The sequence below is a fragment of the Nocardia miyunensis NBRC 108239 genome (genome assembly GCF_001613065.1).
Taxonomy (GTDB): domain Bacteria; phylum Actinomycetota; class Actinomycetes; order Mycobacteriales; family Mycobacteriaceae; genus Nocardia; species Nocardia miyunensis.
Genome location: NZ_BDBQ01000037.1, coordinates 14,148 through 32,252, shown reverse-complemented (window position 1 = coordinate 32,252; position 18,105 = coordinate 14,148). Strand labels below are relative to the sequence as shown.

Annotated in this window: 19 protein-coding genes; 6 read left to right on the top strand and 13 right to left on the bottom strand. The window is 68.4% G+C overall.

All coding sequences use genetic code 11. From position 1 onward, the window contains the following. Positions 1-4: 4 nt before the first annotated feature. From NM2_RS15575 to NM2_RS15565, 3 genes are read right to left on the bottom strand one after another with little or no spacing between them, the layout of a single operon-like run. A complete protein-coding gene (locus tag NM2_RS15575; protein WP_067669146.1) occupies positions 5-1,378 on the bottom strand; it encodes an FAD-dependent oxidoreductase in 1,374 nt (457 codons plus the stop codon). Then, the gene (locus NM2_RS15570) at positions 1,375-1,983 is read right to left on the bottom strand and encodes an aspartate/glutamate racemase family protein (RefSeq protein WP_067669144.1); all 609 of its coding nucleotides are present in this window, start codon (positions 1,981-1,983) and stop codon (positions 1,375-1,377) included. The genes NM2_RS15575 and NM2_RS15570 overlap by 4 nt, the downstream gene beginning before the upstream one ends. A gap of 28 nt (positions 1,984-2,011) precedes the next feature. After that, positions 2,012-3,370, bottom strand: a complete 1,359-nt coding sequence (locus NM2_RS15565) for an MmgE/PrpD family protein (RefSeq protein ID WP_084531038.1) — start codon at positions 3,368-3,370, stop codon at positions 2,012-2,014. 212 nt (positions 3,371-3,582) lie between these two features. Between NM2_RS15565 and NM2_RS15560 the strand changes: the two genes are divergently transcribed. From NM2_RS15560 to NM2_RS15535, 6 genes are all read left to right on the top strand, one after another. Beyond that, positions 3,583-4,350 (top strand): IclR family transcriptional regulator, encoded by a 768-nt coding sequence (locus NM2_RS15560; RefSeq protein WP_067669140.1) that lies wholly within the window; start codon positions 3,583-3,585, stop codon positions 4,348-4,350. A 26-nt stretch (positions 4,351-4,376) separates the two neighbouring features. Further along, positions 4,377-5,564, top strand: a complete 1,188-nt coding sequence (locus NM2_RS15555) for a CaiB/BaiF CoA transferase family protein (protein WP_067669138.1) — start codon at positions 4,377-4,379, stop codon at positions 5,562-5,564. Next, positions 5,561-6,397: an HpcH/HpaI aldolase/citrate lyase family protein gene (locus NM2_RS15550; RefSeq protein ID WP_067669136.1), complete on the top strand. Its 837-nt coding sequence runs from the start codon at positions 5,561-5,563 to the stop codon at positions 6,395-6,397. The genes NM2_RS15555 and NM2_RS15550 overlap by 4 nt, the downstream gene beginning before the upstream one ends. Before the next feature lie 273 nt (positions 6,398-6,670). Further along, positions 6,671-7,495 carry a cyclase family protein gene (locus NM2_RS15545; RefSeq protein WP_067669134.1) on the top strand — a complete coding sequence of 275 codons (825 nt, stop codon included), beginning with the start codon at positions 6,671-6,673 and terminating at the stop codon, positions 7,493-7,495. Between the two features lie 91 nt (positions 7,496-7,586). Next, the gene (locus tag NM2_RS15540) at positions 7,587-8,999 is read left to right on the top strand and encodes an MmgE/PrpD family protein (RefSeq protein WP_067669132.1); all 1,413 of its coding nucleotides are present in this window, start codon (positions 7,587-7,589) and stop codon (positions 8,997-8,999) included. Between the two features lie 134 nt (positions 9,000-9,133). After that, positions 9,134-10,423, top strand: a complete 1,290-nt coding sequence (locus NM2_RS15535; protein WP_067669356.1) for an MFS transporter — start codon at positions 9,134-9,136, stop codon at positions 10,421-10,423. A 22-nt stretch (positions 10,424-10,445) separates the two neighbouring features. Here NM2_RS15535 and NM2_RS15530 read toward each other — a convergent pair whose 3' ends face one another. The 10 genes from NM2_RS15530 to NM2_RS15490 all read right to left on the bottom strand — a co-directional run bounded on the left by NM2_RS15530 (position 10,446) and on the right by NM2_RS15490 (position 18,081). Further along, positions 10,446-11,213: an AraC family transcriptional regulator gene (locus NM2_RS15530; protein ID WP_067669130.1), complete on the bottom strand. Its 768-nt coding sequence runs from the start codon at positions 11,211-11,213 to the stop codon at positions 10,446-10,448. 64 nt (positions 11,214-11,277) lie between these two features. Continuing rightward, a complete protein-coding gene (locus NM2_RS15525; protein WP_067669354.1) occupies positions 11,278-12,420 on the bottom strand; it encodes an MFS transporter in 1,143 nt (380 codons plus the stop codon). A gap of 347 nt (positions 12,421-12,767) precedes the next feature. Further along, a complete protein-coding gene (locus NM2_RS15520; protein WP_067669128.1) occupies positions 12,768-13,082 on the bottom strand; it encodes a hypothetical protein in 315 nt (104 codons plus the stop codon). 13 nt (positions 13,083-13,095) lie between these two features. Next, the gene (locus NM2_RS15515) at positions 13,096-13,401 is read right to left on the bottom strand and encodes a hypothetical protein (protein WP_157121111.1); all 306 of its coding nucleotides are present in this window, start codon (positions 13,399-13,401) and stop codon (positions 13,096-13,098) included. Between the two features lie 132 nt (positions 13,402-13,533). Next, complete coding sequence (locus NM2_RS15510; protein WP_067669124.1) at positions 13,534-15,027, bottom strand: ABC transporter ATP-binding protein; 1,494 nt, start codon at positions 15,025-15,027, stop codon at positions 13,534-13,536. Further along, positions 15,020-15,844: an ABC transporter permease gene (locus NM2_RS15505; protein ID WP_067669122.1), complete on the bottom strand. Its 825-nt coding sequence runs from the start codon at positions 15,842-15,844 to the stop codon at positions 15,020-15,022. Before NM2_RS15505 ends, NM2_RS15510 begins: the two co-directional genes overlap by 8 nt. Beyond that, positions 15,841-16,797: an ABC transporter permease gene (locus NM2_RS15500; protein ID WP_067669120.1), complete on the bottom strand. Its 957-nt coding sequence runs from the start codon at positions 16,795-16,797 to the stop codon at positions 15,841-15,843. Before NM2_RS15500 ends, NM2_RS15505 begins: the two co-directional genes overlap by 4 nt. Then, positions 16,794-16,940, bottom strand: a complete 147-nt coding sequence (locus NM2_RS49045; protein ID WP_157121110.1) for a hypothetical protein — start codon at positions 16,938-16,940, stop codon at positions 16,794-16,796. Before NM2_RS49045 ends, NM2_RS15500 begins: the two co-directional genes overlap by 4 nt. Then, positions 16,937-17,413, bottom strand: a complete 477-nt coding sequence (locus NM2_RS15495; protein ID WP_067669118.1) for a periplasmic substrate-binding domain-containing protein — start codon at positions 17,411-17,413, stop codon at positions 16,937-16,939. The genes NM2_RS49045 and NM2_RS15495 overlap by 4 nt, the downstream gene beginning before the upstream one ends. An 11-nt stretch (positions 17,414-17,424) precedes the next feature. Continuing rightward, a complete protein-coding gene (locus NM2_RS15490; protein WP_067669116.1) occupies positions 17,425-18,081 on the bottom strand; it encodes an ABC transporter substrate-binding protein in 657 nt (218 codons plus the stop codon). Between the last annotated feature and the right edge of the window lie 24 nt (positions 18,082-18,105).

Below are 18,105 nucleotides of genomic sequence, written 5' to 3'. Positions count from 1 at the left end.
TGACTTACCTTTCACTTCTGGGGAGTTCGGCCACCGAGTGCGTGGCCGCGAGGTAGGCGAGGCCCAGCGCGGGCAGCAGGCCGTTACCGGCCAGATATCCTGCCGCGCCATGGCCGGAGATGCCGACGGCTGCGCCGCCGGCGGCATACAGGCCCGGAATCGGACGGGCGTCGGGGTCCAACACGCGGGCGTGCCCATCGACCACGAGTCCGCCCTGGGTGTGGAACAGCGCGGGCACGATCCGCACCGCGTACAGCGGTGCGGTCAGCGACTGCTCGAACCTGGTGCGGCCGAAGCGATCTCGTGATTTTTCACCACGCGCGACCGCGGACGCTTCGACGATTTCGGCGGCCAGGGCTTGCGCGGGAACGCCGATGATCTCCGCGAGTTCGGCGACCGACTCGCCGTGCCGCACAGCGCCACTGTTCACGACGTCGACGTAATCACCGAAAGCCATTGAGGCCCTGTGGCTTCGCTCGTCATAGACCAGCCATCCGGAGGCGCCTTGCTGTCCGGCGAGCACGGCGGCGTACTCGGAGTAGCCGGTCGATTCGTCACCGAACCGGCTGCCGTCGGCGGTGATCACGAAACCGCCGTGCATCACCACAGTCCAGGTGACCAGCGTGCGCGCCTCGGCCGAGAGGCCGGCGTGGCCCTGGTAGCCGTCCAGATAGGCCGACTGCGCACCGAAGTCCGCGCCGATGCGCAGGGCGTCGCCGGTGGAGTACTCACTGCCGTGGTACTCGGCGTCCGCGATCTCCGGCAGATGTTCGGTGACCAGATCGCGATTCGCGCCATAACCGTTGGTGGCCAACAGAAGTGCGCCGGTGGAGATCTCCTCCGCACGGCCGTCCGGATAGGACACCGTGACCAGCAACCCCTCCTCGGTGCGTCGGGCAGCGGCGACCCGGCCGGGAATCAGCATATCGATCCGCGCCTGCTTCGCCGCCGCGTCGGCGAGGTGGTGCAGCAGCCGCGAGCCGTGCCGTCCGGGGATGGAGTGCACTCGCTGCGCGCTGTGGCCCGGGTAGTCGAAATCGGTGGGCAACTCGATCGGAAGCCCGACGTGGTCGGCCAGCCATTCGACGAGTTCGGCACTCATTCCCGCGAGCGCCTCGGCAACGGGCTTCGAGTAGTCACCGTGGGTTTTGGCCGCGATGTCGTCCAGGAACTTCTCCGGGGAGTCCGCGATTCCTGCGGCGCGCTGCCAGCGTGACCCCGCACCCGGAATCATCGCGGTGGACATCGAGGTGTTGTTGCCGCGCAGGTAGTGCTCGTTCGCCTCGACGACGAGCACCCGTGCGCCCAGTTGTGCCGCCCGCAGCGCCCCGGCCAGGCCGCCGCCCGCCCCGGCCACCACCAGATCGACGTCGCTCATGCCGTCTCCGCCAGCAGCCGCAGCGCATCCGCGACCGGATCGACCACCAGCGGGCCGCCCTCGGTGGGCTCGACCTCGACCGCGGAACAGCCGTTGATCACCGCCGTCGCGCCCTGCGCGGCCAGGTCGTCCAGGGCGGACCGCATCGCGGCGTTCCAGCGTGCGCCGTCGGCGACCGCCCCCAGATCCAGGTCCAGTACCGCGACGCCGAGAAACGAGTCACCGCAACCGTATTCGCGCACCTTGCGAGTCAACTCGTCGGCGATCACGCGATTGCGCGTGACCGCGGCGACCCGGTGCCCGTCGGCGACCAGCCGCTCGACGACGACCTGCAACATGCCGCGCTCCCCCGCGGGCACACCGGGATCAAGGACGCAGTCCGGCAACCGGAAGTCGTAGCCCTCGGCGGTGGCGAATGCGGCCGCGACGGCTTCTTCCGAAGCTCGCAGATCGGCGTCGGTGGCCAGCTGGACGGGTGCGGCGGGGCCGGCGTCCACGAGTTCCACGGTGATTCCGTCCGGGGCCAGCTCGTTGTAACGGCGGCGTCGGCGGTCCAGTTCGTCGGGGTCGACGTGGATCGGTGTCACCGAGAAGATGCGGCGCATCAGGACTCCTTCGTGCGCGTTGGGGCGGTCATGCGGCGAGCGGGGCAAGTAGTGCGCGGGCGCCGGGCGCGGCGGTCATCCCGTCCACCACCGCGCCGATCGTGCGGACTGCGGTCTGATCGAGCAGCCCGGTGAAGAGCGCGGCGAGCCGGTCGCGGTCGAATGGCTGGAAGTCGGTGTCGCCGACCGGATTTCCGGCCTCGGCGTTATGGGTGCGACCGTCGGCCAGCCGCACGGCGATCCGCGCGGCACGGTTGTCCGGGAGCTTCGCGGTGAGTGCCGGATCCTCGCTGATCCGAACCGCGGCAGCGACTTTCGCGATATCGGGCGCGTCTTCCGGAAGCAGGGCGGTGTAGCGGGGAGTGACCTCGCCGTACAGCAGTGCGGTGGCCGCGACGAACGGTACCGAGAACATCGCGGACAACTGGTTGTGCCAGCTCGTCCGGTCGAGCCCGGCGGCCAGGCCGTGTGTCTCCACGTCGATTCCCACTGTAGCGCAGGCTATTTCGGCAGCATCGGCCCGCACACCGAACAGTGCGGTGCGGGCGTCGATCAGCAGATCCGCCACGGGATGGGTGTAGGAACACGACGAATGCCGCTTGAAATAGTTCCCGGTGATGTCGAAGCGGCTGCCCAGTTCCTCGCTCAGCCGCTCCGGCGCGAAACTGCCGAGCAGTTCGCCCAATGAGCGGGCAGCGGTACCGGTATTGCGTGCCGAACCGGCCAGGGCGAGGCGGGCCGCGGCGATCCCGGACGCGTTGGCCGCGCCCAGCCAGGCATCCCGCACCGGATTACCGTCCAGCGCCGAATCGAAATGCCCGGCCACGGGCAACCCGGAACCGGCGTCGATCGCGGCCGCGGTGCGCTCGGGGTCCAAGCCGAGCAGCCGGGCGCAACCAGCGGCGGCACCGGCCACACCCCAGTTGCCGTGCGGGTGCGCACCGCGACGCAGCGACGTCGCGCGGCCGAATCGCGCGGCCACCTCGTAACCGGCCAGCAGTGCCGCGGCCAGATCCGTTCCGGGCACGTCGAGTTCGGCGGCCAGGGCGAGAACGGCCGGGAACACGTGCGCCGCAGGATGTCCCTTGGCGTACTTGTTGCCCTCGTCGAGTTCCAGGCACACCGTCGCGGGGCCGTTGAGCCAGGCCGCGGTGACCGGGTCGGTCAGTGAGCCGCCCCCGACGACCGGGCTGTGTCCCGGCGGCGCGGGCCAGGCGGCGCGCAACGCGCGCTGGCCCTCGGTGCGTGCGCCCGCCGCGTTCGCGGCCAGGACGTCGAACAGCACCGTGGTCAGCCGCTCGGCCACGGATTCGGGCACGGCGTCCCAGCGCAGTCCGGACACCCAGGCCCCCAGTGCCGTAACGGATTCGGTAACCGAACAGGTCATCTTTCGACCTTCACCGCCTTCCAGAATTTCAGCCGTACCGCTCAGCGGACCGCTGCATATGCCTTCGATCCTGACACTTAGCGTGAGAAAACGTCAACCGTCAGCAGCGAAATCTAAGCTAGCCACTTGACAGCAGTGCCGTACCTGATGCTTTCCTGGTAGCAGACAACGTCCAAGCCGTTCCGCTGAACGGTACGACCTCCGGGAGAGTCATGACCGAGCCCACGCCGGGCACCGAGGCCGCCGCACGCGTCGCCGACGTTCTGCTGCTCTTCACCGACGGGCCATCCAGGCTCGGGGTCAGCGCGATCGCGCGTGAGCTGGGTCTGAGCAAGGCCGTGGTGCACCGCATCCTGCAGTCGCTGGCCACCCGCGGCATGGTCGTGCTGGATCCCGACAGCAGGCAGTACCGGCTCGGCCCGGCCGCCACCGCCCTGGGCGCCCGCGCGTTCCGCGACTCTGACCTGCGCGCGAGCGCCCTGGACCTGCTGCGGGCACTGCGCGACGAAACCGGTGAGACCGCGACCCTCACCGCGCTGGTCCCCGACGGCCGGATCTACCTCGACCAGGTCGAGGGCACCCACGAGATCAAGATGACCGTCGAGCTGGGCCGCCGTTTCCCACTGCACGCGGGCAGTTCCGGCAAGTGCATGCTCGCGTTCCTGCCCGAGGACGCCCGGCGCCGGGCGCTGGCCGGGCCGCTGACCGCGCTGACGACCAGCACGGTGACCGATCCCGATTCCCTCGCCGCCGAACTCGACGAGGTGCGGGCACGCGGTTTCGCGCAGTCGGGCGGTGAGCGGCAGCCCGATGCGGGTTCGGTGGCCGCGCCGGTATTCGGCATCACCGGCGAGGTGATCGGCTCGATCTCGGTGTGCGGGCCGCGCTACCGGGTCACCGAGGAATTCGTGGAGAAGATCGCGCCGCGCGTGGTGGACACCGCCGAGCGCATCTCCCGCCGAATGGGCCATCGCGGCTGAAAACGCCGCTGTACGAAGGGAATCACATGTCTGTGCAAGCGTTGGCCGGGATCAAGGTGCTCGATGTGGCCACCTTGTTCGCCGGGCCGATGGCCGCCACCCTGCTGGGCGACCACGGGGCCGAGGTGATCAAGGTCGAGCATCCGCGCGGCGATCCGTCCCGCACCCACGGGGCCAGTAAGGACGGGGTCGGTCTTTGGTGGAAGATGTTGGGGCGCAACAAGAAATCGCTCACGCTCTACCTGGGGTCGCGCGAGGGGCAGCGCTTGTTCCGTGAGCTGGCCGCCGACGCGGACGTCATCGTCGAGAACTTCCGGCCCGGCACCCTGGAACGCTGGGGCCTGGGCTATGACGTTCTCGCCGAACACAATCCGGGTCTGGTGCTGGCCCGGGTCACCGGATTCGGTCAGTTCGGCCCCTATTCCGCGCGGCCCGGTTTCGGCACGCTCGCCGAGGCGATGAGCGGATTCGCCGCGCTCACCGGTGAACCCGACGGCCCGCCCACCCTGCCGCCGTTCGGCCTTGCCGACGGCGTCGCGGCGCTGACCACCGCGTTCGGCATCATGACCGCCCTGCACGCCCGCCGGACCACCGGCCGCGGCCAGGTCCTCGATATGGCGATCATCGAACCGCTGCTGACCGTGCTCGGCCCGCAGATCACCGCATACGACCAGCTCGGCGTCCTACAGCCGCGCACCGGCAACCGATCCACCAACAACGCGCCGCGCAACACCTACCAGTGCAACGACGGAAGCTGGGTCGCGGTATCCACCAGCGCGCAGTCCATCGCCGAGCGCGTGATGCGCCTCGTCGGCCGCCCGGAACTGATCGAGGAGCCGTGGTTCGCGGCCGGTCGTACGCGCGCCGAACACACCGACGAACTGGACGACGCGGTGGGTTCGTGGATCGCCGCACGCGGGCGGGACGAGGTGGTCACCGCCTTCGAGCAGGCTCAGGCCGCGGTCGCCCCGATCTACACCGCCGCGGACATCATGGCCGATCCGCAGTACACCACGCTGGGCAGTGTGCTGCGGATCGAGGATCCGGAACTGGGCCCGCTGAAGATGCCCAACGTCCCGTTCCGGCTCAGCGACACCCCGGGCGAAATCCGCACCACCGGACCGAAACTCGGCGAGCACACCGCGGAGATCCTCGCCCGCTTCGGCATCGACGAGCAGCACCTGGCCGAGCTGCGTGAGCAGGGCGTGGCGTGATCGGCAAGGCGCGCAGCTGGCTGTATGTCCCGGCGCACCGCCCCGAGCTCCTCGCCAAGGCGATGGCCGGTCCGGCCGACGCGGTGGTGTACGACCTCGAGGACGCGATCGCCGCACCGGACAAGGCCGCCGCCCGCGCGAACGCCGTCGATGCGGTGTCGCGGCCCTGGCCCAAACCGCTCTGGGTGCGGATCAACTCCCCGCAAACCCCTTGGGGTGAAAGCGATGTCGCCGAACTCGCCGATCGCGGAGCCGCCGGAATCCGAGTGCCGAAATGCGATGATCCCGATGCGGTGGCACGGGTCGCGGACCGCCTCGGCACTCCCCTGCACCTACTCGTGGAGTCCGCTCTCGGCGTGGAGAACGCGTTCCGGCTCGCCGCCTGCCATCCGCTGGTCGCCTCGGTCTCCCTCGGTGAGGCCGATCTGCTGGCGGATCTGCGGGTACGCGACGACACGGCGCTGGAGTGGGCCAGACAGCGCGTGGTCACCGCCAACCGCGCCGCCGGACTCCCCAGCCCGCCGCACGCGGTGTGGACCGACGTCTCGGACCTGCACGGCCTGGCCGTCGACAGCGCCGCCGCCCGCGACCGCGGGTTCTTCGGCCGGTCGGTGGTGCACCCGAAACAGATCGAACCGGTCAACGCCGTGTTCACTCCGAGCCACACCGAGATCGACGAAGCCCGCCGACTCCTGAACTCCTTGCACGGCAAGGATTCCGCTGCCTGGCTGGACGAGCAGGGCCGGTTCGTCGACCCGGCCGTCGTCGCCCGCAGCCGATGGGTGCTCGACCTCGCCGAGCAATTCGACACGGAAGGGGCCGCGCATGCGTGACGCGCCGATTCGCCGACGGCGATCCACAGCTCGGCACGAGTCGGCACTCACCTGCTCCTGACCGCCGAAGTTGTTGCGCCCGTGAACAATCTCGCCGACAGAAACCCAGTCAGCGAAGACTCGCAACGACTTCGGCTGCGCAGTCGGATGTCCAGAACAGTCGGGCAGCCAGTCCCGCCGAGCCTCGACCGAGGCACCACATCATCAGCTACCCCATCGCTCTGGACATCCAGGGCGCCGCCCCCGGACACCTACAACCTTAGGAACCACATCATGACCGACGCCGTCACCGGCACCCTGCTTCGAGCCGTCGCGCAAGGACTCCGCACGATCGAGCTGGGCCAGCCGCTGTTCACCGGAATGCCCTGCTCGCCGAACCATCCCGGCTTCCGGATGACGCTGGCCCGCCGACACGGCGACATGATGCGCCCCGACGGCGGTTCGGCCAGCAACGAGGTGATCATCACCGGCGGACACGTCGGCACCCACATCGACTCCCTCTCGCACGTGAGCCACAACGGGAAGCTGCACGGCGGCATCGACGCCGAGACCGCCCAGCGCGGCGGGAAGTTCAGCGAGCACGGCACCGAGAAGATCCCGCCGATGATCACCCGCGGCGTCCTGCTGGACGTGGCCGGAACCAAGGGCGTGGACACCCTCGAACCCGGTTACGGGGTCACCGAGGCCGATCTGATCGCCGCCGCCGACCGTGCCGGGGTGCGGCCCGAGGCCGGTGACGTCGCCCTGGTGCGAACCGGCTGGGCCCGCAATTTCGCCGACGCCGCAACGTATCTGGGCCACGACACCGGCGTCCCGGGGCTGACCGTCGACGCGGCGTCGTGGCTGGCCGCACGGGGCGTCGTCGCCACCGGCGCGGACACCACTGCCTACGAGCAGATCCCCGCCGGGGCCGGGCACCGCGAGCTCCCGGTGCATCGAGTTCTGTTGGTGGAGAACGGAATCTACATCATGGAACACTTGAACCTGGAGGAGGTCGCCGCCGAGGGGCTGACCGAATTCCTGTTCGTGGTCGCCCCGCTGCGCATCGTGGGCGGCACCGGTTCCCCGATCCGTCCCGTCGCGGTGGTCGGCGCATGACCCCCACTCCCGCAGCGCAACTCGCCGCCCCGATCCACACTGACGGCACGCCGACCGATTCCCCGATCCAGCCATTCTCGGTGGTGAACGCATGAACCCCACTCCCGCACAACAACTCGGCGCACTCGCCGCCCGCGTCCACGCCGACGGCCTGCCCGCCGACCTGCGTACCGATCTGGCCGGACGTGTCCTGGATCTGCTGGGCAACTGCCTGGCCGCACTCGGCGAGAAACCCGCCGAGGTCGTCCGCGCGGTGGTCGCGGAGTGGGGCGGACGCCCGGCCGCCACCGCACTCGGTATCGAGGGCGCACTGCCCGCCCCGTCGGCCGCACTGGTCAACGGAACCCTCGCGCACAGCCTGGATTTCGACGACACCCATCTGCCCTCGGTCCTGCACCCGTCCTCCGCGGTGATCCCCGCCGCACTCGCGGTCGCCGAGCGAACCGGCGCGAGCGGGCCCTTCTTCCTGGACGCCGCGACCGTCGGCATCGAGGTGACCTGCCGCCTGGGCATGGCCGGTTACGACGAGGAGAACGCGAATTCGGTGTTCTTCGACCGCGGCCAGCACGCCACCGCGATCTGCGGGGCGGTCGGCGCGGCGGTCGCCGCGGGCATGTTGCTCGGTCTCGACGCGGACCAGCTGACCTCGGCCATCGGCATCGCGTGCAGTATGGGTTCGGGTGTGATCGAGGCGAATCGCACCGGTGGCACCGTCAAACGCGTCCACTGCGGGTGGGCCGCGCACGCCGGTGTGGTCGCCGCGCAGATGGCACAGCACGGGCTCACCGGACCGCCCACGGTGCTAGAGGGACGATTCGGATTCCTCCAGGCGTTCTGTGGCGACCGATTCGACATCGACCAGGTAACCCGAGATCTCGGCGAACACTGGGAAACTCCCGGAATCTTCTTCAAGCCCTATCCCTGCAACCACTTCACCCATGCGGGCGTGGACGCCGCCCTGCGACTGCGCCGCGCGGGTATCGATCCGGCCCGCATCACCGAATTGACCCTCGGTGTGCCCGAGCCTGTGCTGCGCACGATCGGCGAGCCGATCGAGGAGAAGCGGCGACCGCGTTCGGGCTATCACGGGGCGTTCAGCGGTCCGTACACCGTCGCGGCGGCATTGCTCGGCGGCGGCGGGCTCGGCGTCTTCCACGAGGATTTCACCGATAGCGCCGTGCGGGATCCGGCGCGGCTGGCGATCGCGGACAAGGTGAACGTCGTCGCCGACGCGGAATGCACCCGGATCTTCCCCCGGCAATTCCCCGCAGTGCTCACGGCCCGTCTCGACGACGGAACCACACGCACGGAACGGATTTCGCAGAATCGCGGCGGCCCGGCCAACCCGTTGTCGGCACAGGAGCTCACGCTGAAATTCACCTCGAATGCGACGCGGTCGGTTCCCGCCGAGGCGGCCGAGCGGCTCGCCGAGGCGATCTGGCGGCTGCCCGCGGGTGGTTCGGTGAGCGATATATTCCAGAACGTTCCTATCAGCGGAACATAATGCGCGCAATTTCCCGAATTCATCGGGTAGTTACGCGAAAACGCTGTGCCGAAACAATTCGTGACGCATAGTTTCAGCACCTTTTATTCAATATGTTCCGCCAAGCGGAACGGTGGAACGATGAGGTAACCACCATGCGCCAACATTTCCGCTGGGCGACAGTCGCGATGATCGTCGTCCTCGTCATCATCAATTACATCGACCGCAGTGCGGTCTCGTATGCGGTGAAACCCCTCGAGGCCGAATTCGGCATCGACTCCGCCGATTACGGCGTCATCAGTTCCGCGTTCTCCATCGGGTACATGGTGTTCGCATTCCTCGCCGGCCCACTGGTCGACAGATTCGGTCCGCGCCGAATTCTGTTGGTGGGCATGGTTTTCTGGTCGGTAGCCACCGCGATCACTCCGATCTCCGGCGGTTTCACCGGTCTGCTGTTGATCCGCATCGTGCTCGGTGCGGGCGAGGCGCCCGGTTTCCCCGCCGCCACACGCGTGATCAGCCGCTGGCTGCCGAGTGTGGAGCGCGGTTTCGCACTGGCTCTGGTCGGCGGCGTCGCGGTGTCGGGCAGTCTGCTGATCGGCGGGCCCATCGTCACCCAGCTCATCGCGAGCCTGGGCTGGCGCGGCATGTTCTGGGTGCTGGCCGCGCTCGGCGTGCTGTGGGCACTGGTCGCGATCGGGCTCCTGTACAACACCCCGGCCGGCTGCCCGCGGGTCTCCGAGGCCGAACGCGCGTACATCGAGTCCGGGCAGCTGGCGGAGGAGACCTCCGAACGTCAGGAGAAGGTGAACTGGCGGCGGATCTTCACCAACCGCAATCTGTGGATCGTCGGCGTCGGCTACTTCGCCTGGGGATACATCTTCTGGGCGTTCATGTACTGGCTGCCGGAGTACCTGTCCACCTCGTACAACCTCAGCGTCAAGCAGGTCGGCGCGTTCACCGTCGCGCCGTGGGCCGCGGGTGTGGTCGGCGCGCTCATCGGCGGTGTGCTGGTCGACAAGGTGTACGCCCGCACCGGACGCATTCGCAGTCGCTTCACCATCATGGGTATCGCACTGCTGCTGGCCGGCGCCGCGCTGATTCCGATCGTGACCGCGCCCTCGCTGGTCACGGCCGTGGTGTTCATCTCGATCGGGGTCGGCTGCGGATTCGTCACCGGCGGAATCTGGTGGGTGGCCGCGATCGACGCCGAACCGAGTCAGCCCGGCAGCGCCGCCGGATTCGCCGACGCGTGTTTCGCGCTGTCGGGTGTGGTGGCTCCGCTGGTGATGGGCTTCATCGTGCAGAGCACCGGGACGTTCGCCAGCGGATTCGTGGTCATGGTCGTGCTGGCGCTGCTCGGCGCGGGACTGATGCTGTTCGGCACGAGGGAACCGGTACGCGAACCGGAGACGCCCAAGGTGCAGGCCACCACGATCCAGTGACCGCGATCGACTCCGGGTGCGTTCAGTCGTCCGGTTGGGCACGCATGCCCGCGCGGTACGCACCCGGAGTCGTCCCCATGGTCTGGGCGAACGTGGACACGAACGCGCTGGTGGTCGCCCAGCCGCAGGCGTGTGCGGTCTCGGTGACCGCCGCGCCTTCGGCGAGCATCACCATCGCCGCGAAAACTCTTGTGCGAGTGCGCCATTGCGGGTATGTCATGGCGAATTCGGTGCGGAACAGCCGGGACAGCGTGCGTTCGCCGGTATGCACCTGATGGGCGAGATCGGCCAGGGTGCGCGGCCGCCGAAGATCGGCCTCGACCAGACCGCACGCGGTGGCCAGGCGCGGATCCCGCGCCGCGGGCAGCGTGAACGGCTGTTCCGCGACACAGCGCAGCCGATCCCGCAGCACCGCCTGGAGGTGCCGGGTTTCCGCGGCGGTGAGCGTCGGGCTGGTGAGGGCGATCAGCAGTTCCCGTACCAGCGGATCGACGGCGATGATCGTCGGCGTCCGGACATCGAGCAGCGGCGCGGTCCCCCGGGCCGGGAACCCGACCGTGTGAAATCGGCTGCGGCCGTAGAACCGATGTTCGTGCCAGGTGTTCGCCGGGATCCACAGCGCCCGGTCGTTCGGCGCGATCCAGGAACCGCGCTCGGTGTGGATCGCCAGGACGCCGGAGCTGACGTAGATCAGCTGATGATCGTCGTGCCGGTGACGATCGATGACGTCCCCGCCCGCGCGGGCCTCGGAGATCGTCGGCGCAACCGGCGTGTGGCGGATCGCAATCATCACCGGTCAGAATACGGCGGGTCGGCCCTCGCGGATCGTCCTCGGGGTGCCCGATCGGGGCACGTCATGACGACTCGCTGCTCGACGAAACCGGATCGCGCACCGGCTCCCGCAGGACCGTGGACATCGCGATCGCGAGAACCGGCACCGTCGCCAGAACCGCCAGCGCACCGCGCGGACCGTAGTGCCCGGCGACCAGTCCCAGCAGCGGCATGAACAGTCCGCCCGCACTCACCGCGAGACCGAGCGTGACACCGGCAGCGGTCCCCGGACGGCTCGGCAGATAGTCCTGACCGAGCTTGATGAGCACGGCGAACGGGATATTGGAGATCAGCCCGACGACCAGCGCCAGCGGCAGCGCGGCATATCTGTCGTGGCAGGCCAGCATGAGCCACAGTCCGGGCAGCATCGCGGCATTGCCGATCTGCACCGTGCGCACCATCCCGATCCGATCGGCGAGCCGGCCGCCCAGCAGTGTGCCCAGCACGCCGCCGCCGAGTTCCAGCGTCAGCGCGAGCCCGCCGAGTGCGCTGCTCGCGCCCAGATGCCGGATCCAGTACAGCGAGATGAACGTGTTCAGTCCCGTCGAGATCGTGGACCGCACGACCTCGACCGCGGTCAGCCCCGCGAACAGCCCGATCCGGTCCCGGCCGCCGCGCTCGGCCTGCCTGGTCGCGGTCTTCGCACTCCGGCCGTGATGACGAAAGAGGATGAACCCCATGAGGACCGCGGGCGGGATGAACAACGCGGTCGCGCCGATCCCGAGCGTATCCAGGGCCGGCGTCACCAGTGCCGGCCCGATGAAGAACCCGGCGCTTCCCCCGGCGGCGAAGTAACTCATCGCGGTGGCACTGCCCCCGGCCGCGCGCCGGGCATCGCGTCCGGCGGGCGGATGGAACATCGCGATCCCGAACCCGGCCAGCAACAGCAATCCGAACACCAGCGGATAACTCGGCACCAGCCCCGACAACCCGGCCCCGATACCCGCCAGGCTCACCCCGAGCGGCGCCATCCACCGCAGTCGATGCCGATCCGCCAGCAGCCCGATCCCCACCTGCGGCAGCGCACTGCCCAACGTCGCGGCCAATGCCAGCCCCGACGCCTCCACATAACCGAAATGCCGCTCCAGCACGAAATACGGCACGGCGGCAGGCACGAGCCCCTGATAGAAATCATCGACCGCATGCGCCGCAGCCCACACCCGCATCCGCCGCCAATGCCCCACCTCGTCACCGACATCCCGCGGCCGGATCGTCTCCCGAATCGAATTCACATATCTACGATCGGCAATTCGCCCGAGGCGCGCTTCCCGTATTCAGCCGATCGATATCCGAAATCCGCCACCCTCGGCGACAACGACTGCGTTGGTTCGGAAACCGTTCGGCTGCAACGCAATTACATCCATTCGGTTCCGCTACCATTCACCACCAGCCCCAGGCCATAGTTCTTGTGCTCCGCGATCACGGCGCGAGATCACACACCGGACGCTGTTCTTGCCTCAGCGGCACCACGTTCGAACAACCCACCGCCCCGCAGGCCGATCACTCGATGGTTTCAGGACGCCTTGCGATGCTCGTCGTTCTCGTGCTGCGCGATCACGGCCAGGAGTTCACGCACCCATGCCGGACGTTGTTCGCCGGTCCCCGCCTCGGCGACATCGCGTTCGATCAGCGAACGGATATAGGCCGACTGCGACAGCCCGAGATTCGTAGCGCGGCGTTTGCACGCCTGATCGAGGTCACGGGTCAGCTTGACCGATCGGGGAATCAGGACCGGTTCGGCGGCCGGGCCGGTTTCGATCGGCGGAGTTATCGGCTCGTCGGTGAACTCGAGGCGCTCGGCCATCGCCGCCACCTCGACGGGGCTCATATTCGAAAATGGATCAGTCATCATTGCGGGTCGCCTCCCACTTCTCGAAGTCCGCGGCCTGGTCGGCGGTGAGGTACGCGGCACTGTACACCTCGATATCGCGGTCGAGCCGACGAGCGAACACCGACAACAGTGCGCCGTCATCGGTCCGGCCCCAGACCACCAGGGACACCAGTCCGGTGGCCGGGTCGACGGCTGTCCGCAACCAGACCCGCCGATTTCCTCTCATCCACGCATCCACCAGGTCGAACACGTCGTCCTGGTCGACGCCCGTGTGCATGAGCACCTGCGCAAGTGCCCAGTACCACTCGACCGCCACACTTACAGACTACCGCAGAGACTACCGCTGTGGGGCACGACGCCGTTCCCGGCAGCGGCACGATATCCAGGGCACTTCGACGCTGTTCAACTGTGAGAGGCAGGTCGGGTAGGAGGCGCGAGCTACACAGCATCATTCGCCATGATCCACCGACCCTCCCGCCGCGATCAGACGCCCGAGAGCTGTGGACTCCGGATCGATGAGCAGTTCCTGCGGGGTTCCGGTCGCGGTGATCCGGCCGTGCTCGACCATCGCCAGGCGGTCCGCGCGGTTCAGCTGGCCGACGAGATCGTGACTGATGAACAGTACGGCGGTGCCGGTGTGGTAGCGGTGCCGGTCTAGATGGTCCAGAATACGTTGCGCCAGTGGATGATCCAGAGCGGTGGTGATCTCGTCGCAGATCAGCACGCACGGTCGGGCCAGAAGGGCGCGGGCGAGGGCGGCTCGTTGGAGTTGCCCGCCGGACAGCGCGGCCGGGTGGCGGGCGGCCTGCTGCGCGGTGATCTCCAGGTCGGCGAGGGCGTCGACGGCCCGCTCACGTGCGGCTGCCCGGTCGAGGCCGCGCAGCCGGACGGCGGTGGCCGCGACCTGGTCGAGGACCGTGCGCCGGGGATCGAACGAGGCCGCGGATTCCTGCCACACGTATTGGACAGCGGCGATCTGCTCGCGAGAACGCTTGCGCAGCACCGGGATCGGCCGCTCATCCAGCCGGATCACACCGGCGCTCGGTCGTACCAGACCGGCGATGCAGTGCGCGATCGTCGTCTTGCCCGCGCCGGAGGCTCCGATCATACCCACCAGTTCCCCGCGCCGCAGTTCCAGATCGACCTCGTGGAGGATGGCCGAATTCCTCAGTGTCACAGACACATTGCGTATCCGCAGAATCGGCGCACCGACCGATGGCCGCTCGGGCCTCGGTGGTGCGGCCGGTAGGGCGGGCTCATCTCCGGCGAGCCGCCCGGCCCGCACGAACACCGTCCGGTCACTGATCTGTTCCGCGGCGACCCGGTCGTGGGTGATGAGCACGACCGCCTTCCCGGACCGTCGCAGCGCCGCGAGCCCGCTCAGCAGTGCGGCCCGTGCGATCGGGTCCAGTCCCACCGTCGGCTCGTCGACCACGACCACATCGGGTTCGCAGGCCAGGACCTGAGCAAGCGCGAGGCGGGCGCGTTCCCCGCCGGAGAATTCGTGCGGGAACCGCCGCGCGATGCGTCCTGCCGTATCCGCCTCGAACCCTGCGGCCGAAAGCGCTTGTGCGACAAGCTCTCGGCGTGCAGCGCGCCGACCTCGCCACCACCCCGACCGACCATGATGCAACTCCGCCAGCTCACCTAGCGCGGCACCAAGGCGGCGGGCCGGATTCAGGGTGGCTGCGGCGTGCTGCGGCAGGAATCCGATCCGCGGCCTGGGGTCGCCACGCTCGATCGCACCGGACACCGTGATCCCGGGCCGTTCGATACCGGCCAGAACGCATGCGATCGTCGTCTTTCCGGCCCCCGACGGTCCGAACAGGGTGAGGATCTCGCCCGCCCGAACTTCGAGATCGATGTTCTCGACCAGCACGGCGTCCCCAGCGTCCGCGCGTACCCCGCACAGCGAAACAAGTACCGCCCCAACCTCATTCACGTCTGATCACCCGCCGCGAATCGCGCACCGCGACCGAGCGCGGATCGGCGAGCAGATCATCACACAGGAGGTTGACCCCGACCATCAGCAGCACGATCAGCCCGGCGGGCAGCGCGATCGACCACGGCGCGATGGTCAGCGCGTCCTTGTTGGCCGCGACCGAGACCGCCCAGTCGGCCGAGGTGGTGTCGAACCCGAGCCCCAGGAAATTCGCGGAGGCCAGAAAGTAGACCGCAGCGGTGAATCGCACACCGAGATCGGCGGCGATCGGCCGAATCATCTCGCGCGCGGCATAATTCGCGTATCGATACCGTCGGCTCTCCCCTTGCGTCCGCAGCGCGTCCATGACGGGCCCGTGCACGACCGGGCGCGCCGCCATGCGCACGAAACGGGCGATCGGTGCGACCAGCGCGATACCGATGGCAATCGCGATCGCTACCGCCGACCCGCGGGTGCGCAGCGCGGCCACCATGATGATCAACAGCGAGGGCAAGCACAGCAGCACGTCCATCGGCCGCATCAACAGCTCGTCGAGCCAGGCGCGCGGAGCCGCGGCGGCAGCTACTCCGAGTACGAATCCCACTGTGTAAGAGCCGATTACGGTGATCGCGGCGACCAGAAGAAAGGTGTGGCCGCCGATGAGGGCCGTGGCGAGCACGTCGCGGCCGAGCCGATCGGTGCCGAACGGCGACCACGACGACGGGCCGAACGGCGTCTGCCGCTCCCCCGGTGCGGACTCCGCGAAGGCTGGACCCGCCACGGCGATCACCAGCGGAACAGCCACGAGGGCGAGCGCGAACCACCGCCGTGCACTCATCCCCCGACGCCTTCGCGCGAACGCGGCACCATCCGACCACCCAGCAGATCGATCCCGAGATTGATCACTATCGCGATGACACCCGTGATCAGCACGATCGCCAGAATCACCGAATCGTCGCGATTGCCGATCGCACCGATCAGCTGCGAGGCGATCCCCGGCATGACGAACACGGCCTCCACGATCAGCACACCCGAGAGCAGTCCATCGCCGGTACGGCCCAGCTCTTGCAGCGCCGGTCCCAGTGCATTCGGCGCGACGTGCCGGACCAGCAGCGATCCGCGCCCCACCCCGAGGCGACGCGCCTGCTGCACGTATGGCTGGTCCAGCACGTCTACGACACCGGATCGGACCAGCCGCACCAGCGGCGCGGCCACCCGGGCGACCATCACGATCAGCGGCAACACCAGATATTCGGGCCGGGCCGGCACCGTCCGCGGATCGATGCCGAGAAATGTCGCGGGCAACAGTCGCAGATCCACCGCGACATAGGTCACCAGCAGCACCGCCAACACGAAATCCGGTATCGAATCCAGGGCGATGCTGACCGTGGTGATGACCCGATCACGCACCGAGCCGGGCCGCAGTCCCGCCGCGAAACCCGCCGTCACCGCGACGGGTGCCAGCAGCACCAACGCCAGCACGGCCACCAGGCCCGTCATCAGGAACGGCCGCGCGATCAGGCTCCCGACATCCTGGCCGCTGGCGTAGGACACCCCGAAATCCCCCGTCGCCGCATGCCCGAGCCATTGCAGAAAGCGTTGGGCCGGTGCGACATCCAGCCCGAGCAGATGCCGGGCCGCAGCTCGCTGATCCGCGCCGAGGATATCGTTGCTCCGTACGTCCGCGGCATCACCGGGCAACAGCAGCGACAGCACGAACACCAATACCAGCAGCACGACGACCTGTCCCACCCCGATCCCGGCCCGCCGCAACACGAAGCGTGCGGTCACGTCAGCGCTCGCAGTGGCTCCCGGATCACCCGGTGCGGTGCGGTGGTCCAGCGGTCACTACCGAGGGTGGCATCGGCCGGTCCCAGCAACAGCGGATCCGCGTCGACACCGACGATGCGCGCGTCCAGGCCCCCTGCCGTCACGCGGTCACCTCGTCGAAGCGAGCCCACTCGTGCGAATTCGGCACCGCTGCAGGGGTATCGCGGAAACCGTTGCGTACGGCCGTATTCCAGTAGCTGCTGCCGAAGAAGACGAATCCGCCTCGGTCGTAGAGGATTTCGTGCATCGTGCGATAAATGGCCGCGCGTCCCTCCGCGGTCGGCGTCGCCTGCGCCCTGGCGTAGAGCGCGTCGAATTCCGGATCGGACCATTTCGTGCGGTTCTGCGGGGAGCTGGTCAGCAGCCGCGAGGCGAAGTGATTGGGCACCGCCAGCGGGCCGGACTGGCCCATGGTGAGCTGACCGGTCTTCAGCGCGTCGGCATAGTAGCTGTCCTTGGATCCGATGACCACGTTCACCCGGACACCGCATGTCGCGGCCTGATCGGCGAAAAGCCTTGCCGCTTCGAATCCGAAGTCCACCGGCGCGGTAAACAGATCGAAGGACAGATCCCGCACACCCGCCCGGCTCAGCAGCCGTCCCGCCTCGTCGGGATCATGGATGTGCTGCGGCAGTTCGGTGTAGTACTGGTAGCCCTTGCCGAAGACGTCGTTGCCGACCGCACCATCCCCCCGAGCGCGACCTTCACCAGTTCCTTGCGATCGACCATCCGCATCACCGCGCGCCGCACGTCCGGATTGTCGAAGGGCGCGCGATCGGTCTTCATCGCGAAGAAGTAGATGCCGCTGTTCGGTGTCGACCGCACCGAGATACCCGACCGCCCGCGCAATACCCGTGCCGCGGAAGGAGTCAGGTTGTCGGCGTAGTCGATCTGGCCGCTCTGCACCGCTGCGAGACGCGCGTCCGCATCCGCGCTGACCAACCGCAGATGACGCACGGCGGGCGGGCCGTCCCAGTACCACTCGTTGGCTCGCGCGGTGAACTGCCTACCCGCTTCGAACGATTCGAAGACGAACGGGCCGGTGCCCACCGGTTTCGAGAAGTCGGTCGCACCGTCCTGGACGATCTTGGTGCCGTACGCGGACAACGCCAGCGGAAATTCGAACGACGGCGTGTGCAGGGCGATTTCGACGGTGTGGTCGTCCACGGCCCGGCACATCGGCAGATCGACCTGCGCGAGGGTGGCCGCGGCGATGAACGGCGCTTTGCGCGGCGGGCCGATCACGGTGGCCGATTCCCGAAAACCCGG

Excerpts from the sequence above, each read along its gene's own strand:
- NM2_RS15570 (WP_067669144.1), bottom strand. The coding sequence starts at position 1,983 with ATGCGCCGCATCTTCTCGGTGACACCGATCCACGTCGACCCCGACGAA.
- NM2_RS15565 (WP_084531038.1), bottom strand. The coding sequence starts at position 3,370 with ATGACCTGTTCGGTTACCGAATCCGTTACGGCACTGGGGGCCTGGGTG.
- NM2_RS15540 (WP_067669132.1), top strand. The coding sequence starts at position 7,587 with ATGAACCCCACTCCCGCACAACAACTCGGCGCACTCGCCGCCCGCGTC.
- NM2_RS15530 (WP_067669130.1), bottom strand. The coding sequence starts at position 11,213 with ATGATTGCGATCCGCCACACGCCGGTTGCGCCGACGATCTCCGAGGCC.
- NM2_RS15520 (WP_067669128.1), bottom strand. The coding sequence starts at position 13,082 with ATGAGCCCCGTCGAGGTGGCGGCGATGGCCGAGCGCCTCGAGTTCACC.
- NM2_RS15535 (WP_067669356.1), top strand. The coding sequence starts at position 9,134 with ATGCGCCAACATTTCCGCTGGGCGACAGTCGCGATGATCGTCGTCCTC.
- NM2_RS15505 (WP_067669122.1), bottom strand. The coding sequence starts at position 15,844 with ATGAGTGCACGGCGGTGGTTCGCGCTCGCCCTCGTGGCTGTTCCGCTG.
- NM2_RS15555 (WP_067669138.1), top strand. The coding sequence starts at position 4,377 with ATGTCTGTGCAAGCGTTGGCCGGGATCAAGGTGCTCGATGTGGCCACC.
- NM2_RS15575 (WP_067669146.1), bottom strand. The coding sequence starts at position 1,378 with ATGAGCGACGTCGATCTGGTGGTGGCCGGGGCGGGCGGCGGCCTGGCC.
- NM2_RS15545 (WP_067669134.1), top strand. The coding sequence starts at position 6,671 with ATGACCGACGCCGTCACCGGCACCCTGCTTCGAGCCGTCGCGCAAGGA.
- NM2_RS15560 (WP_067669140.1), top strand. The coding sequence starts at position 3,583 with ATGACCGAGCCCACGCCGGGCACCGAGGCCGCCGCACGCGTCGCCGAC.
- NM2_RS15525 (WP_067669354.1), bottom strand. The coding sequence starts at position 12,420 with ATGCGGGTGTGGGCTGCGGCGCATGCGGTCGATGATTTCTATCAGGGG.